The organism is Jingyaoa shaoxingensis, from assembly GCF_014385005.1.
Lineage (GTDB): Bacteria > Bacillota > Clostridia > Lachnospirales > Lachnospiraceae > Marvinbryantia > Marvinbryantia shaoxingensis.
Genome location: NZ_JACRSZ010000006.1, coordinates 1 through 15,874 on the forward strand (window position 1 = coordinate 1; position 15,874 = coordinate 15,874).

The 15,874-nt window shown below is 43.8% G+C and carries 15 protein-coding genes; 5 read left to right on the forward strand and 10 right to left on the reverse strand.

Features of this window, described 5'->3' with window-relative positions; all coding sequences use genetic code 11:
- On the forward strand, window positions 1-1,446 hold a 1,446-nt coding region (locus H8716_RS06880; RefSeq protein WP_249307831.1), incomplete at its 5' end, for an IS66-like element ISRob1 family transposase.
- Between the two features lie 51 nt (window positions 1,447-1,497).
- Here the strand turns inward: H8716_RS06880 and H8716_RS06885 are convergent.
- On the reverse strand, window positions 1,498-1,638 hold the full coding sequence (locus tag H8716_RS06885) for a hypothetical protein (protein WP_249307832.1): 141 nt from the start codon (window positions 1,636-1,638) through the stop codon (window positions 1,498-1,500).
- A gap of 432 nt (window positions 1,639-2,070) precedes the next feature.
- On the opposite strand from H8716_RS06885, the gene H8716_RS06890 reads away from it, so the two are divergent.
- From H8716_RS06890 to H8716_RS17855, 4 genes are all read left to right on the forward strand, one after another.
- A complete protein-coding gene (locus tag H8716_RS06890; protein ID WP_021908000.1) occupies window positions 2,071-2,445 on the forward strand; it encodes a GntR family transcriptional regulator in 375 nt (124 codons plus the stop codon).
- Between the two features lies 1 nt (window position 2,446).
- Window positions 2,447-3,304 (forward strand): ABC transporter ATP-binding protein, encoded by an 858-nt coding sequence (locus tag H8716_RS06895; RefSeq protein WP_249307833.1) that lies wholly within the window; start codon window positions 2,447-2,449, stop codon window positions 3,302-3,304.
- Window positions 3,304-3,942, forward strand: a complete 639-nt coding sequence (locus H8716_RS06900; RefSeq protein WP_249308026.1) for an ABC-2 transporter permease — start codon at window positions 3,304-3,306, stop codon at window positions 3,940-3,942. Before H8716_RS06895 ends, H8716_RS06900 begins: the two co-directional genes overlap by 1 nt.
- A 156-nt stretch (window positions 3,943-4,098) precedes the next feature.
- Complete coding sequence (locus tag H8716_RS17855) at window positions 4,099-4,347, forward strand: DUF3592 domain-containing protein (RefSeq protein WP_334299707.1); 249 nt, start codon at window positions 4,099-4,101, stop codon at window positions 4,345-4,347.
- 399 nt (window positions 4,348-4,746) lie between these two features.
- Here H8716_RS17855 and H8716_RS06905 read toward each other — a convergent pair whose 3' ends face one another.
- The 9 genes from H8716_RS06905 to H8716_RS06945 all read right to left on the reverse strand — a co-directional run bounded on the left by H8716_RS06905 (window position 4,747) and on the right by H8716_RS06945 (window position 15,861).
- On the reverse strand, window positions 4,747-6,534 hold the full coding sequence (locus tag H8716_RS06905) for a S8 family peptidase (protein ID WP_249307834.1): 1,788 nt from the start codon (window positions 6,532-6,534) through the stop codon (window positions 4,747-4,749).
- A 139-nt stretch (window positions 6,535-6,673) separates the two neighbouring features.
- Window positions 6,674-7,276 carry a TetR/AcrR family transcriptional regulator gene (locus tag H8716_RS06910; protein WP_249307835.1) on the reverse strand — a complete coding sequence of 201 codons (603 nt, stop codon included), beginning with the start codon at window positions 7,274-7,276 and terminating at the stop codon, window positions 6,674-6,676.
- An 82-nt stretch (window positions 7,277-7,358) separates the two neighbouring features.
- A complete protein-coding gene (locus H8716_RS06915; RefSeq protein ID WP_249307836.1) occupies window positions 7,359-8,423 on the reverse strand; it encodes a uroporphyrinogen decarboxylase family protein in 1,065 nt (354 codons plus the stop codon).
- Window positions 8,424-9,572, reverse strand: coding sequence for an MFS transporter (locus H8716_RS06920; RefSeq protein WP_249307837.1), 1,149 nt, complete (start codon window positions 9,570-9,572; stop codon window positions 8,424-8,426). It abuts the gene before it with no gap.
- 276 nt (window positions 9,573-9,848) lie between these two features.
- A complete protein-coding gene (locus H8716_RS06925; protein WP_249307838.1) occupies window positions 9,849-10,868 on the reverse strand; it encodes a transglutaminase domain-containing protein in 1,020 nt (339 codons plus the stop codon).
- Between the two features lie 12 nt (window positions 10,869-10,880).
- Complete coding sequence (locus tag H8716_RS06930) at window positions 10,881-11,486, reverse strand: signal peptidase I (protein WP_249307839.1); 606 nt, start codon at window positions 11,484-11,486, stop codon at window positions 10,881-10,883.
- 3 nt (window positions 11,487-11,489) lie between these two features.
- On the reverse strand, window positions 11,490-13,373 hold the full coding sequence (locus tag H8716_RS06935; RefSeq protein WP_249307840.1) for a DUF2357 domain-containing protein: 1,884 nt from the start codon (window positions 13,371-13,373) through the stop codon (window positions 11,490-11,492).
- A gap of 23 nt (window positions 13,374-13,396) precedes the next feature.
- Window positions 13,397-15,079 (reverse strand): hypothetical protein, encoded by a 1,683-nt coding sequence (locus H8716_RS06940; RefSeq protein WP_249307841.1) that lies wholly within the window; start codon window positions 15,077-15,079, stop codon window positions 13,397-13,399.
- Entirely contained in the window at window positions 15,076-15,861 is a 786-nt protein-coding gene (locus H8716_RS06945) for a signal peptidase I (protein ID WP_249307842.1), read from the reverse strand. Before H8716_RS06945 ends, H8716_RS06940 begins: the two co-directional genes overlap by 4 nt.
- Window positions 15,862-15,874 lie beyond the last annotated feature (13 nt).

Below are 15,874 nucleotides of genomic sequence, written 5' to 3' on the forward strand. Positions count from 1 at the left end.
CGTAAACTTTATGGAACAAAATCCGAGAAGACATCTACTCTCGAAATCGAGGGGCAGATGTCTCTTTTTAATGAAATCGAAACCTGTGCGGATCCTGATGCACACGAACCGGAGCTTGTTGAGATAGAGAAGCACCTACGTAAAAGGAAGTACACCGGTCAGCGGGAAGAACTGGTAAAAAATCTCCCTCACAGCAAAGTACTCCATACCATAGATGAAAGGGAACAGATATGCGATAACTGCGGGAGTACGATGGTGAAAGTAGGGGAAGAATTCGTCCGCACGGAAGTACAGTTTATCCCTGCAAAACTCAAGGTGATTGACCATTACCGGGAAACGTATGAATGCAGGTCATGCCGGAAAAACGGAACTCCTTATATGGAGAAGGCTCCGGTGCCATATCCTCCCGTCCTGCATTCTCTGGCATCTGCATCTACCATCACCTGGCTCATCCACCAGAAGTTTGAATTAAGCATCCCGCTGTACAGACAGGAAAAAGAATGGGAGGCTTTGGGATTACGTTTAAGCAGAGCGACTATGTCAAACTGGCTTCTGGTTGTCTATCGGGACTGGCTTGTACACATCGTCCACCGTCTGAAGCTGGAACTTCTGAAACAGAGATACCTTCATATCGATGAAACACATGTACAGGTGCTGAAAGAACCGGGACGGAAAAATACGTCCGATTCCTATATGTGGGTTTACTGCAACATCAGAGATGCCGTAAATCCCATCCGCTACTTCGAGTACCAGCCGGGACGAAGCGGGAAATATCCGGAAGCGTTTCTGAGGGAATATGAAGGTTATATCCATACAGACGCTTACTCCGGATACAATGCAGTTTCAGGAGTAAAAAGATGTCTTTGCTATACGCATCTGCGCCGGGCTTTCGTGGATGCGCTCCCAAAAGACATCCATAATTCGGAAGCATCAAAACCTGCGGAAGCAATCCTCCGTCTGAATCAACTCTTTAACATAGAGTCAGAGTTGGAGGCGCTCCCTCCTGATCAGAAGAAAAAAGAACGTCTTATCCGCGAGAAACCGCTTCTCGAGGCTTTTTGGTCATGGGCAGAAAAAAGTGCCATCGGAGAGCTGCCGAAATCCAAACTTTCAAAAGCTTTTCATTACGCCTTAAATAACCGTGAAGGTTTTTGGAATTATCTGGAAGACGGGAATTGTTCCATCAGTAATTCGCTTGCGGAAAACTGTATCCGTCCCTTTGTGATCGGCAGAAAGAACTGGCTGTTCTCCGGCAGTCCGAAAGGGGCGGAAGCCAGTGCAGGAATCTATACACTGGTAGAGACAGCGAAAGCGAATGGACTTGCCCCGATGAAATATATAAAATATATCCTGTCCGACATGCCGGGGAGTGCTTTTCTTGAACATCCTGAATATCTGGATGATTATCTGCCTTGGAATCCTCTTGTAAAAGAATTCTGTCGATAACCGTTGACCTTTTAGTATAAAAGGCTGACGGTTATTTTTCTATACACTGTTTTATTTGACGCTTACTTTATACCTTGGTGCAGTATCCGGATCCATTACTTTAATATAGCCTCCGTCAACAGCACTGGTAAGAAGTCGAGATGCTTTCGTTTTCTCTTTTTCTCCCAGTCCAAATATTTTTCGAATATCCAAATTAGAAATACCCTCAAAATTAACATATGCCAGAAATGAAATATCCGATACCATTTCCAGCCACAATAAAATGCCGGGCAGCCAATATTATACCAATAAGTATCAATGCAATTCCATATAATACTTTTATCCACTGTATATTTAATTTTATCCAAGCGCTCCTTTCATATCGAGGGTTTGGGACATTTCCCAACAAGCAATTTTACAGGGCAAAATACGGAAGTGGGTACTCGCTTCCTATGCTTGCTATGAAAGTTTTATCCCTTGTTATCTATTACAACGGGAAGCCCCTTTTTGCCAAAAGAGAGTAAAGAAAAACCCTGTAATTCCTCTCTATCTGTTTGTTTTCAGTATTATATTGACAATAATGTGCCTGTTGTTTATAATGTGTATGTAATTACATCACACTAAAAGAAAGGGGCGAGGGGATTTGTGAAAATACTAATTTCAAATACTTCTGACACTCCCTTATACCAACAGATAAAAGACCAGATTAAGGACGCCATATTAAAAGAAGAATTGGTTGAAGGGGACGCACTTCCCTCTATTCGGGCTTTTGCTAATGATTTGAAAGTGAGCGTCTTAACAATTCGACGGGTATATGAGGAGTTAGAACAGGAGGGATTTATTGTAAGTCAAGTAGGAATCGGGACATTTGTATCTACAAGCAATCTTGAATTACTCCGTGACTCCAAACGACGACTTGTAGAACAAAAAATGGCGGATATGATACAAACAGCAAAATCACTGAAAATCAGTAAGGAAGAACTTAATTCCATGATGGATATTCTTTACGAGGAGGATTGAAATGAACGATATTTTGACAGTCAGCGGTTTAAATAAGTCGTATGTCGATTTTTCTTTGAAAGATGTGACATTCTCTTTGCCAGAGGGGTGTATCACAGGTTTTATTGGTGTCAATGGAGCAGGTAAAACAACAACGTTGCGGACGCTTTTAGGTCTGACGAACAAGCTATCCGGCAAAATTCAGTTTTTCGGTCTTGACATGGATAAGAATGAAAGAGAAATCAAAGACCGTATTGGTATAGTTTTAGACGGCGGGGGATTTTACGAAGAACTTTCGCTAAGTGAAATGAAAGGAATTATTTCGTCTGCGTACACTTCATGGTCTGAACAGGATTTTAAGCGGTACATGGATATGTTTTCGCTTGACCCGAAGCAAAAAATCAATAGCCTTTCCAAAGGTATGAGAATGAAGTATGCTCTTGCTTTAGCTCTTTCTCATAATGCAGAACTTTTGATTATGGATGAGCCGACAAGCGGACTTGATCCTTTAGTTAGGGGGCAGCTTTTGAAAATCTTAACTGAGTACATGGAAAATGGCGGCAAAGGTGTTTTCTTTTCGACACATATCACCTCTGACCTTGATAAGATTGCCGATATGCTCATTATGATTGATAACGGGCGTATCGTCTTTCGAGAGGAAAAGGATACCTTGCTTGACACATATCGGATTGTCAAAGGTGATAGTGGAGCTTTAACACCTGATACTCGCAAGCTCTTTTTATCTATATCGGAAACTGATTTTGGATTTACAGGAATTACAAAGCAAATATCCGAAGTACGGTCTTATATTCCCAACATTATGGTTGAGCGTCCGACGATTGAGGATATTATGCTTGGAAATATCGGAGGTGAAAAGTGATGTTGTTCGCCCTACTAAAAAAGGATTTTCTGATTGTAAAAAAATATGTGCTGATTATGCTTGTAGTTATTGCACTTATCCCACCTGTCATGCGTTGGCGGACACCGGAGTTTACGGGAGTTTTTGGATTTATTCTTTCTGTCATTTTTGGCGTTTTCATGCTGTTGCAATATGTATCCCTAAAAGAGTATCAATTTCCAAAAGCTGCGACATTACTATGTGCCACACCATTTTCACGGAAAGCAATAGTTTCATCAAAATACATTTTTTGCATGGCTATATATGCAATCTGTTGTATCGTTTTTGAACTTGAAACCTTGTTTATGCCCGGATTAGGAACATCAGATACAAAGCTGTTTGCATTTATGTTTCTTATTGTATCTGTTTTTATTGGTATTTATTTGCCAATACAGTATAAGTTTGGATATGAAAAAACAAAGTTTGCCTTTGGGGTGATTATTATGGCTTCGCCATTTATTCTGCCACTGTTTATGAGAGCAGGAAGTCTAAACTTAAACTTCCTCTCTATGTTTTCCCCATACCTTGTTTATGGCGGTATTGTCCTTATTGGTTTTGCGATTTTAGCAATATCAGCATCTTTGTCTATAAAGATTTACGATAAAGCAGACTTGGCGTGATAAAGAAAGAAGGTGAGACTATGGATAGAGATACTATTTTTCTTTATGTCATTGCTGTGATAGCATCGTGTTTTGGATTGATAAACTGTATTCAATTTTTTTTTTAAAGGAAACAAAACGGCACAAACCGTCGGTACGATTATTTCTTTCAAAACAATAAATCCAGAAAACTCAAAATTTCGTAATTCAAAATGGGCGACCGTTTCGTATAAAGTGAATGGAAGAACGTATCAGTCCCAAAACTGCATACAAGTACCAATGGCGTCACAGATTGGAACAACCATTACCGTGCGTTATGACACGCAAAATCCAGAAAAATTGTATAGTTTTTCCATTTTACGAATTATTGTATCACTTATCGTTGCTGCTATCTGCATTGCAGCGGCTATATTCAATCTTGTATAAGATAAGGAGGATTGAGATTATGCCACATTTTCCAGATTGGTTTGTAGCTATATGTGTTTTACTTCCTGTTTCCAATGTTATATACAAAACATGGAAGAACAATAAGAAAAAATAGTTATCAAAGAGCCTGACACACAGTCACAGAGCCGATGAACTATGAGAAATTGTAGTCCATCCATTTACATTTGTATAAGTCAGTTTCATATTCATAAGACCTCTCTTTCGTTTAAACTTTTATCTGTAACAGAACCAGATGTTCATGTTACGTCATTGCTACAAATCTTTCTTTCCATATCATTTTAAATCAAACCCGGGCAGATTTTCTTCAAAATCATGGTGAAAGTGCTTCGTTTCTGTGTTGGGAAAATGAACGGAAACACTTGATTTTACTGACTTTCTTCAATGTAACCTTATTATAACGTCCTCCCCATACCCCACGATATTATTTGGCCATTGCCTATACCCTGGCAGTCTCTGTGCTCCTCTCTGCAGATACGCCCGCACTTTTTCACCATATAGATAGGGATCGTTTCTGTCTATGATCCCCCACTGCATCAGCATGGCTGCTGCACCGGATACGAAGGGCGTGGCAAAGGAAGTTCCTGTCACGGATGTGTAACCGCCTCCGACTGCCGCTGTCTGGATGTCAACGCCCGGTGCCACCAGATCCGGGCGTATCTGAGACAACGCCGGAAGGGGCGGACGCCCAGGCGGATTGCCTCTTCCTGAAAATGGCGCATAGATTCTGCTTCTGGAATCGTAAGCCCCTACTGCAATCACTTTTCCTGCGCTGGACGGTACTGTCAGGGTATTCTCTGCTGTCGGTCTGTAAAAACGGGTTGCAGGGTTCAATGTTCCTGCTGATGGCAGCCACAGATCGACATTGCCGTCTGTCAGGCGCCGTGGTTCCAGAATGATGCGCCATACGCCTGCCGTCACATAATCATTAACCGGTATAAAATCAAAAAAGATCTCCTGAGAGATCATAAATGGAGATGGCTTTCCATAGTAAATCAGCAGATTCGTCTGCCCTATGCGGTATCTCTGCGGTCCCATATTCTCATACAACGGTCCGATCTGTGTCCCATCCGGTGCACGCAGATATATGTCAAACTGATCCGTATAATTTTTCCAGAGCTGTACATTCAGCCCTGCCTCTCCTGCTGCCACTCCAAACTGAATTTCTGTCTGAACTCCTTCCTGCAGCGTCACTGCCGTATGCCCTGCCGCATTTCCCTCATTGCCTGTTCCTGCCACAATTACAGATTTCCAACGCCCCATCATCTCATCCAGATAAGTTTCCAGCAATCCTGTTCCATTGTGCGGACCGTATACTGTTCCGAAACTTAAATTAATCACCAATGGCATCTGTACTTCTAATGCTTTTCGATAAGCATACTCCACCGCCATCATCAGTTCTGTGGTCTTTGGAAAAGAATCCGGTGCCGGGTTTCCAAGTTTTACAATTAAAATCTGTGCCTGCGACGCCACGCCACTGTTTCCTGCAGCAATAGCAGCTACTGCTGTTCCATGTCCGCTGAGATCTCTGATCGAAAGTTGTGCCTCTGCATTGTCTATGTTCCTCAGCGCTTCATTCATTTCCTCACGACTGTATTCTGTCCCAAGTTCAAATCCTTCCGGTGGATTCCCGTTTCCGGTCTGATCCCAGACGGCCAGTATACGAGTACTGCCATCTGGGTTCCGAAATTCCGGATGCGTATAATCAATCCCTGAATCCAAGACTGCAATCAGGATTCCCTGACCAAATAAAGAAAAACTGAATCCGGACTGTAATGGTTCCATGCAGGAGGCAAGTTTCCCCTGTTCTGTGGCAAAATACAACCGTTTCGGTTTCTCAATATATTCTATAAATGGATTTTGGCTCAGTGCATCGATTGCTTCTTTCGTCCCCCGGACAATACCGTACCCACCGGATAACCAGGTTACAGATGCCTGTTCAAAACCTTCCGGCTCATCCCGGAGAGAAAGTGTATTTCCGATACCTCTCTCTGTGCGCCTCTTCTCTGTATCTCCGTTCTGTTCGGCTGTTCCTGCATACCGTACAATGGCCTCCCACTGTCTGGTTCGGCTGTCAAATCCAACATCCAGTTCCAGTGATTTTTCTAACTCCTCCGATGTGGCATTAAAAGCCAGATTCAACTGCGAATCCAATACCTGATTATTCATAATTCCCGATCTTAAAACATTTTTCGTAACTGTTCAGTACCTTCTCAGCTACAAAGCCAGCAGGTTCTGGACAGTTACCGTTTTTCTTATTATATGCTTCCTGTTCCAGAAAGCCAATGGGAACTCCGTCCCCACAGGATCACAGCAGTGCATCGATAATCATCGGTGAAAGCCACCATCCTTTTTCACTGATAGAATATGCCCCGTTAAAGATGCACCAGTCTGCTATCATGCCGGACAGAAAGGTCATGATAATTTCAGTACTGGCTTCTTTGTTTGTCTCAGGAGATAATTCTCCTTTTTCTACTGCTTCTGCCAGGATCTGCTGAATCAGTTTTCTGGTATGGATAGCAAATGTATTGCGGTTTTCCTGCTGGATATAGTGACCTCCTGTGGTCACAACGGTAAGCTGTCTTGTGACTTCTACACCGGATTTTTCTACTACATCAAGAATCGAACCCATAAGAATCAAAAGCTTTTCTTTAATAGATCCGTCGGATTCATGGATCTGTATATTTTCCAGCATGTCATTGATAAGGCTTTCTGATTCGGACATGATGTCCAGTTTGGATTTGAAATGATGATAGAAAGCTCCTTTGGATACACCACAGGCTGCACAGATGTCATCTACGCTTACCTTGTCAAATCCTTTTTCTTTGATAAGATTTAATGCAGTGTTGAAAATTTTCCTGCGTGTATCCAGAGCCTGTTGTTTACGTTGAGTTAGTTTTTCCTGTTCCATAATATCCTGCTTTCCAAGTATAATAATTTTATGCTACCAAGGAACAGCGGGATAGTCAACTTATCCGGTAAAAAAACTACTGTTATTTTACTTTCATGTCCGTTCCGGGAACCACAGATGCTGCCATATCTTCTGTTTTTTCTGCCAGTTCCTTCCTGAATTCTTCTACTGCCTGCTGATGCTCTTCATCCTTATGATAGAAGGTACGTCCATACATGAACGAGTGATCCAGAGCTTTCATGACATTCGGTGTGAGGGCAACTGCAAATGGAATATAGTATCCATCTGTAGAAAAGAGATCGATTTTTTCTTCTACTTCCTTCTGAATCTGCTCCTCTGTGACATCCTGTCGGTCGATGACATCCTGTGCGTTCAATCCGCCCATGAAGATTACTTTGTCTTTGAATTTTTCATGCCAGAGAACAAGATCATTTACTGGCTGTACCGGGTCAAGTACGTCCACACCCATTTCAATGATCTCATCTACGATGCGGTCAATCTTGCCACAACTGTGCATATCGAAGCAGACTCCTACTTCATGTGCCGCATCAATCACTCGTTTTACATGTGGCTTGATGAGTTCCCTCCAGATATCCGGTGAGAAGAAAAGATCCTTCTGGCTGCCCCAGTCATCCTGAAAATGAACCATATCAATATCATAATATTTTTTCAAATAACGGATCTGTTCAATCTTGAAATCACATAATTTCGAGAAAAATGCTTCACATTCTTCCGGATCTGTCAGAAGTGCACAGAGCGCACCTTCAAACCCCATAAGGTCATGGAGCCTTTCAAACGGACCAGAAACCATCATGGCACAGAGTATTCTGTTTGGATCCCTTACCGGAACATCTTTTTTATATCCTTCTTCCCAGTCTTCCTCACTGAGATCCGGCCACTGGATGTCATGCCAGTCTTCAATATCTTCCAGTACATGAGGCAGTCCTTCTGTCGGAAGCGGCATCATTGGCATATCCGGATCTTCTGTCCAGTGCACCCCAAACCAGTCTGTACCTGTACCAAATCCAGGTGCACGGTCATGTATCGGCGTCGGCAGAATCATCTGCAGAAGACCTGGCTGATGTGAAACATAGTCTAATGGTTTTTTGTCAAGCATTCGAAAAAAGTTTTCTCTTTCTGTGATCATTTATTTATCCTCCTTCTTTAAATTACAAACAGCATTGATAACAGCTATTACAATAATTCCAATACCCGGAACCACGTAGTAAGATGAAATATTTCCACCAGATATCTTCACCATGGCAGATACTACATAAGGAGTAGCAGACTGTCCGATACTGGAACCCGCCATGAAAAGTGCAATAGCAAAGGTTACTGCTCCCGGTGATGATTTTGCTCCCACTTTACCAATACAGGACGGCATTACCGTACACATGCCGATACCACAAACTGCTGCACCGATGATCATAACAGGTATGCTGGCTGCTGTCCCCATGATAATAAGTCCCAAACCGGAAAGTGCCAGTCCGAAGGCCAGAGTAAATCTCTGGAAAAGTCTGGCAACATAGGCAAAAACAAGACCGCCCAGAAATGCCAGCAATGAAAATGCACTTGTTACATATCCAGATTCAAGAGATGATCCGCCGGCATCCGTAACAAGATAAGATACATTTAATGAAAGTGTATTGAACATTGCCATGTACACAAAGATAAACAGTGTGTAAATGAGACCTGCTTTTTCAATGATGAATTTACCTGTATTTTCCTGCTTTATCGGTCCAAGATCAGGAAGAGCCATCGCTACAATAACGAAAAGTACAATCGGTGCAAGGTAAACCAGGTAGCACATTTTCCAGTCAGATACAGCAAGATAGCCACCAATCATGGTAAACAGTATGGCACTGCCACCACTGAAAGCAGACTGGATACCCAGCGCCTGATCTCTGTCTTTTCCCTCAGAGTAATGATCCATCGGAAGACTGGCTGCAACAGGATTCACAATACCTACACCGATGCCAAGAATTGCTCTGGTAATCAGTACTACTGTAAAGTCTGTGATAAAGTATGGTATTAGGCCACTGATGATCACAATCAGAATTCCAAGCAGTGCCAGCTTCTTTTTAGACAGATACTGGTTCAGTTTGGAAACAAAGAGTGATGCGATCATAACTGTGATAGTTGGTAATGTGAGCAAAAGTGCCATAGTATTCTGGCTGATGTCCGGGTATGCACCTGCGATTGAGGACAATGCCGGTGTAATACCAAGAGATGCCATGGCAAGCAGTGACATCGCTGCGATGGCAATTTTAGGTTTGTTGGAGACTTTTGTGTCCATAATGATCCTCCTTGTATTTTACATACTATTAGTCGGCGACTGTCGGTATGTATATAATAACAGAGGATTTTATTTGTGTAAATTGATAAAATAATGAATTATAAGATTAAGAATTGTTCAAAATGCACAATTTTTACGTTATTGCATTAAAAAAGTGCATGCCATGATAAACATGACACACACTTTTCAGGCAGGCGCCGCCCTGTTCTATGCAGATACCTTTATCCAATCCGTTTACGCTATTGAGGGCGTCAATTTTTCTTTCTTCATAACACTTTATTCTTTCTCACCTTCATTGGCTTCTTCCATCCAGATCTCTTCTTCCACCTGCGCCTCTTCATAGTGCAGCCGTATGACGGCCTGCGCCCAGTTTACCTGAAGAAGCGCCGTCTTATTTTTCTCTTTTCCGGCCTTTCGGATCAGTTCCAGCAATTCCTGGAAGACTTCTCTGGTAAAATATCCTCCACGCCAGTGAAAGGTCAGTATTTTTCCCTTTTTGGCAGCCTGAAGTGCCCGCTTATAGACATCTTCCTGTTTCGTAAAAGACAGCTTTTTCTCTTTATAATAGAAATGATCATGATCCGTACATGCAGGTGCCGGGGCAATCAGTGGTTCATGATCCCGGAAGATGTGCTGATCATCCAGATTAAAATAATCATACCGGATTTCTTTTCCATCTTTTCCCAGCGTATTATCAAACGTCGTATCCAGATGATAATACACTCCTCCTATCTTTACCACATTCCAGGTGTGACGGTACTTAATGCCTTTTTCCGGATTGTTGCCACAGATGGCAATGATACACCACACGCCCAGCGCATCCAGCAGCACTTTTACTGCTTTGGCAATTCCCTCACAGACACTTACCCCCTGCCCGAGAGGCCCAATGATCTCATGAGAATATGCTTTTTTCAGCTTATCATAACGCACATTTTCACAGATAAAATCATGCACGTATTTTTCCTTTTCAAAGTCAGACAGATTCACTGCCGGACGCACAAGTTTCTCCACTCTGGCCTTCATCGCCTTCTGGTGCTCCCGGACTTTTTCTTTCTCAAAAAGATATTCCGGCACAAAAATCAGATTGGGGGAATCCTTGTAATATTTGTACTTATATCCCGTCAGCCAGAACACCTCCGGGTGATCCAGCCGCATCCGGAAAAACACCTGGTACAGGCTTTCTCCGTCCATCTGCGGAAGCTGAATCTCTGTTTCCAGATCCTGCACTCCTTTTAACAGACTGTGATACGCCGCCTGCTGTGTCTTATTCATATGTTGGTAATAATATGCTTCCATATTCGCTGCTCTCTATTCTTTTTGCTGTTTATCCCGAATACTCTGAATTGCTTCCTTTACTGCCCGTTCTTCCTCTTCTTTTGCGATTTTACCTGCCAGCGAAATCGTACGGACCAGATTCGTAACCAGAATCACGGCAAGCGGAAGCAGGATCAGGGGAATAAATATCAGTGGATTGGCAGTCAGACGTGACAGTTTTCCAAAGGGAAGGGAGTCATATATCACCTTACCGATCAGATCACCGGATTTTACCTCATAGGGATCCGCCACATTATTGCCATCTCCTTTGGTCGTATAGATCCACTGGTTGTCTTCCTGTTTCACGTTGACGACACGATGTGTATTCACTGCACCATCCAGCGCCGGATCCGACGAATAAAAAGAGATCACATCTCCTTCCCGGATCTCTGCCGGATCTGTCTTCTTTACTACAATCAGGGTATCCACCGGATAGGTCGGTTCCATACTTCCGGTCATAACACGCAGGACGGAATATCCATATATCTCCGGTGCTTTTCCCGGCTTTGTCATTACAACCATACATAACACAAGCACCGCTGCCATTATAATCACAATGGAAACGGTGTTGATGATGCCATATATTACTTTTTTCAGCATATACTATTTATCCTCTTTTGCGTTCTTCTTCTCCTTACGTTCCTGAAGAACGTCCCGGATGTAATGGGAAAGGCTGTTCGCTTCTGCCTTTGCAAGTGCCTTTTCCTTTTCTTTTTCTGCCTTCTGACATCTGCTTTCTGCTTCTTCCCTTATGGCAGCAATTCTTTCTTCTGCAGCTTTGTCTGCTTCTGCCTGCTTCTGCCGTGCCGCTTTCCTTGCCTCAGACAGCTTCTGGTCTGCCGCTTTCTTTGTCTCTGCCAGCTTCTGATCGGCAGTACGCCTCGTCTCCGTCAGCTTCCGGTCAGCATTCTTCTGTACTTCAGCCAGCTTCTTCTCGGCTGCTTTCTTTTCTTCTTCCGCCGCCTTCTCAATCCGGATCCTTGCTTCTCTTTCTGCCTTCAGATCCCATTCAAGAGCTTCCAGCTGCTTCGCTGATTGCTTCTTCTCTTCTCTCAGCCGGTCTTCTGCCTGCTTCTTCTTTTCTGTCAGTTCTGTGACTTCCTTCTGCGCTGCATCTGCGATCTCTTTCGCCTCGCTTCTTGCAGTATCCACCAGCTTCTCTGCTTCCAGTCTCGCTGCTGCCATTGCACTTTCTGCCTCAGTCTTCGTCTTCTCAATAGTCTCTTCTGCCGTTATTCTTGCAGACTGCTCTGATTCAAACTGACTCTGCAGCTGCTCCATCTCTTCTTCCATCTGTGCTCTCATATCTTCCAGATACTGCATCTGCTGGTTCAGAGAATCCATCTGCCAGTTCAGATCGGAAATGGTCTGCTCCAGTTCCTCTCTTCTGGCTGTCTCTTCTTCCAGCTTTGCTTCCGCATCCAGCTGCGCCTGAGTGACTTCTTCGATAATCACCTTGCGCACCTCCACATCCGGAATATTATAATCATCAACGATCTCCTCTTTGATCTCCTTGATAAACTTCGGCTTTACCGGTTCCCGTTTCAGTTCCGCAATCTCATGCATCTTACGCGGATCCGATTCCAAAAGACTCTTAAATACGGTATAGTTGGTAATCAGGTTTGTATACATCTGGATCAGGTATTCTTCATCGAATTCCAGAGCCGTGTCACGTTCCTCAATCGTATATCCTGCTTCATCATAACTCTCAATAAACTGCCACAGCTGATAACACTTCCGGTAATCCGGATCCTTCATCATCAGGTTGGTTCTCTGAATCGGGCTTCGCACCATGGAACAGCCCGCCATCAGTTCACAGAAGGAGCTGGATCGCAGCGTACGTGCCATACGGCGCACACGATCGATTCTTTTGAAGACATCCATATTGTCACTGTCATTCTCAGCAAAACTCTGACGGTTCTTGATCGTCATCTCAATCTTATAGGAAATCTCTTCATAAGCATCATCTACTTTACTTTCCATGCTCATGGTATTGCAGATCTCATCTCCGGTGGACCAGAAGATTACATCCGTACGTTTATCTACGAAGGTAAACAGACGCTGAATCAGATGGTATACAAACCGATTCTCATACAGGTCGTAGCTCTCTTCTGTGGTCACATTCAGAATCCTTGTCGGCTGAATATCCCCATTTTCATCAGATGCTATAAACTGTGTATTCATGCTCAGATGCCGCACGCTGTCTGCGGTAATCTTCTTGGCCAGAGCCACCGGCACCACCTCTTCTGATGTGGTAACAAAACGGCGTGGTTTGTCTATAATATTAAAAATCGAATCCAGGCTGTCTTCCACCACTCCCAGCCAGCGCTCATCTACCACCTTATGGAGAATACGGTTCTTCTGCTGCAGGGTATTGTCTCCGGCCTGTACCATCTCATACAGATACTGAAAATACCTGTCTTCCTCCAGTGCCTGTCCTACCCCATCGGTATACTTCAGGTATAAATCATTAATCGTAGTCTCCATCGTTTCTTCCTCATTTCACTTCATTAATACAGATTCTGTATTCTGTGCAGATATGCCTTACTGTCCTCCATACCTGCTTTTCCAAATGTCTTTTCAATGTAATTAATCAGCCCTGTAATCTCATCACGCACAAAGCTGACATTCATACTTTCGAACTTCTTCAGTACTTTTCTTGCGATAATATAGTCCATGGCTCCCAGTTCCGTTCCACCGCATGCCACATAGACCGGAATAAAATCATACATCTGCTTCATGATACGGTTTCCGAAAGCCAGCTTGAAACGGGTCTGAAGATACTGATCCAGCTTCTGTAGATTATCCAGCATCTCATCACTGATCGGATGCTCCACTTTTGCCCTCTGGAACATATACTGAAGATGTTCCGCTGTCACATCACAGCCTGGCTGTGGATCACATTCAAAGGCATCCGCCCTTTCATTCAATTCAATCGGCATCGCACGGTCATATACCTTATCCGTGATGGTAAAGGTAGAGTCATCGTTATTTGCCGTTCCGATAAACCATGTGGAATCTGCCACATGAATTTTACCTGCATCCAGGAGCTTCGGATCACCGTCCCAGGCTGTAGGCACCAGATCCAGTACCCATTCATCCTTGCTCGGCATTTCCAGTACAGACAGCATCTCGGCGAAATAATACTCGATACGTGCCAGGTTCATCTCATCCAGTACAATCAGCGTCGGATCCGGACGGTAATTGGCCTCATATAACGCCCTTAAGAACTCAGTCTCATTGAATCTCTTTGAAAATTCATTAAAATAACCCAGAATCTCCGTACGGTCACGGTAAGACGGCTGTATCGACACAATGGTTGCCGGGTTGTTCAGATATCGGCTGAAAGAATATGGCAAACTGGTTTTACCGGTACCGGAGATACCTTCCAGAATCAAAAGCTTGCTGGATGCCATACCCGCCACGAATCTTCGTATAATCTCAGGAGTGTAATACAGTCCCAGCTGGCTTGCCGCATACAGGCGGTATCTGTTCACAAATTCTTCCAGTGTCACTTCATCATCGTATACCGGATACTGATAATCTGCATACTCCTGATCCACCAGTGTAAGTTTTGGAAAACGACTGGTAAGTACTTTGTCTTTCTGCTCTGTCACTACAGCCTTCACCACCGGTGCATGATCCAGAACTGCCTGTGAAACCGGTCCGGCTGACATTGCTTCACTTGATGCTCCTTCCACCGTAGCCGCCACACCTGATACTCCTGACGCTGCTCCTGCACCGCCGGTTACATTATCCAGCGTAGGAATCACATCATCTGTAAGGGCAGATGCTCCCACGTACGGAATCCGTTTCGTACCGCCCATAGCATTTACCTTCAGGGCAAGGATGCTGTTCTTTTCATCCATAAGAGACAGCACCTGCTTGTTCAGTCTGCCAATCTCTTTATAGAGAGCGGCATTATCCGTCTTGTCTGCCTTCAGCTGATGATGCATGATGGCCTTGCGCACCAGCAGTATGAGAATCGTAACCGGAATGGCAAACAGCAGAATCATCAACAGTATTGAGAGAATCTTCTGCGGTATACCAAAACTGAAAAAATACGTCTTAAAAATCAGAAAATACTGTACCCAGCCCGTGATAAACAGATTCAGGAACGCCACCAGCCAGGATACGATATTATATACAACCTGAGACAACAGCTCATAAGCAAATTTTAAAAAGCTACTCACTGTTTTTCATCCTCCCCGTTCTGCTTCTGCCCCTTCGCTTTTGCAAGTTCTGCTTCCGCCTGAGCACGAAGTGCCTCTGCCTCTTCCTTCATTCTACGGGCTTCTTCCAGTGCAGCCTGCGCTTCTTCTTTTTCCTTCTGAGCCTTCTCCTGCTCTGCCTGCTTCTCTTCTGCCTGTTTTTCCACCTGCTGTCTTGCCAGTTCCTGCTCCTGTGCAGTCTCTACGGCAATGGCCTTCTTCAGACGGATACTGATCATAATCAGATTATATACCTGATAGATAAAGAACAGCAGCATCGGCAGTACAATAACTACCAGGAATCCGGTGCTGCTGGACAGAAAGTCCATAACTTTGCCAGCTCCTGTCAGATGTCCCACATATTTACCGACAATATCCCCGTCAGAGATCACATGCTGATCGGCAATACCATCATTATTATCACCGATGGTAGTATAGCTTCTCGCATCTCCCACCGTCTCAATGCTCTGGATGCGGTGGGTATTCAGTGCATACTGGTTCTCGATGATTGTATGGAAACAGATAATGTCGCCCTCTTTCAGTTCTGCAGGATCACACTTACGAATAAAGATCAGATCGCCTGCTGAAAATGTAGGTGCCATAGAATCTGACTCTACTACCAGAGGGGTATACCCAAACAGGTTCGCCACATTGGTGTTATCCTTCGTTGCCATCGTCGTGAAGGCATAAAGTGCGGCAATCAATATGATGGCCCATAAGATTACACTGAGCACCACAGTTCCGATACGTTTTAAAGCTTTCATTTGTTTCTTTCTC

Coding starts and splice junctions, on each gene's coding strand:
- H8716_RS06895 (WP_249307833.1), top strand. CDS start 2,447: ATGAACGATATTTTGACAGTCAGCGGTTTAAATAAGTCGTATGTCGAT.
- H8716_RS06900 (WP_249308026.1), top strand. CDS start 3,304: ATGTTGTTCGCCCTACTAAAAAAGGATTTTCTGATTGTAAAAAAATAT.
- H8716_RS06905 (WP_249307834.1), bottom strand. CDS start 6,534: ATGAATAATCAGGTATTGGATTCGCAGTTGAATCTGGCTTTTAATGCC.
- H8716_RS06910 (WP_249307835.1), bottom strand. CDS start 7,276: ATGGAACAGGAAAAACTAACTCAACGTAAACAACAGGCTCTGGATACA.
- H8716_RS06915 (WP_249307836.1), bottom strand. CDS start 8,423: ATGATCACAGAAAGAGAAAACTTTTTTCGAATGCTTGACAAAAAACCA.
- H8716_RS06920 (WP_249307837.1), bottom strand. CDS start 9,572: ATGGACACAAAAGTCTCCAACAAACCTAAAATTGCCATCGCAGCGATG.
- H8716_RS06925 (WP_249307838.1), bottom strand. CDS start 10,868: ATGGAAGCATATTATTACCAACATATGAATAAGACACAGCAGGCGGCG.
- H8716_RS06930 (WP_249307839.1), bottom strand. CDS start 11,486: ATGCTGAAAAAAGTAATATATGGCATCATCAACACCGTTTCCATTGTG.
- H8716_RS06935 (WP_249307840.1), bottom strand. CDS start 13,373: ATGGAGACTACGATTAATGATTTATACCTGAAGTATACCGATGGGGTA.
- H8716_RS06945 (WP_249307842.1), bottom strand. CDS start 15,861: ATGAAAGCTTTAAAACGTATCGGAACTGTGGTGCTCAGTGTAATCTTA.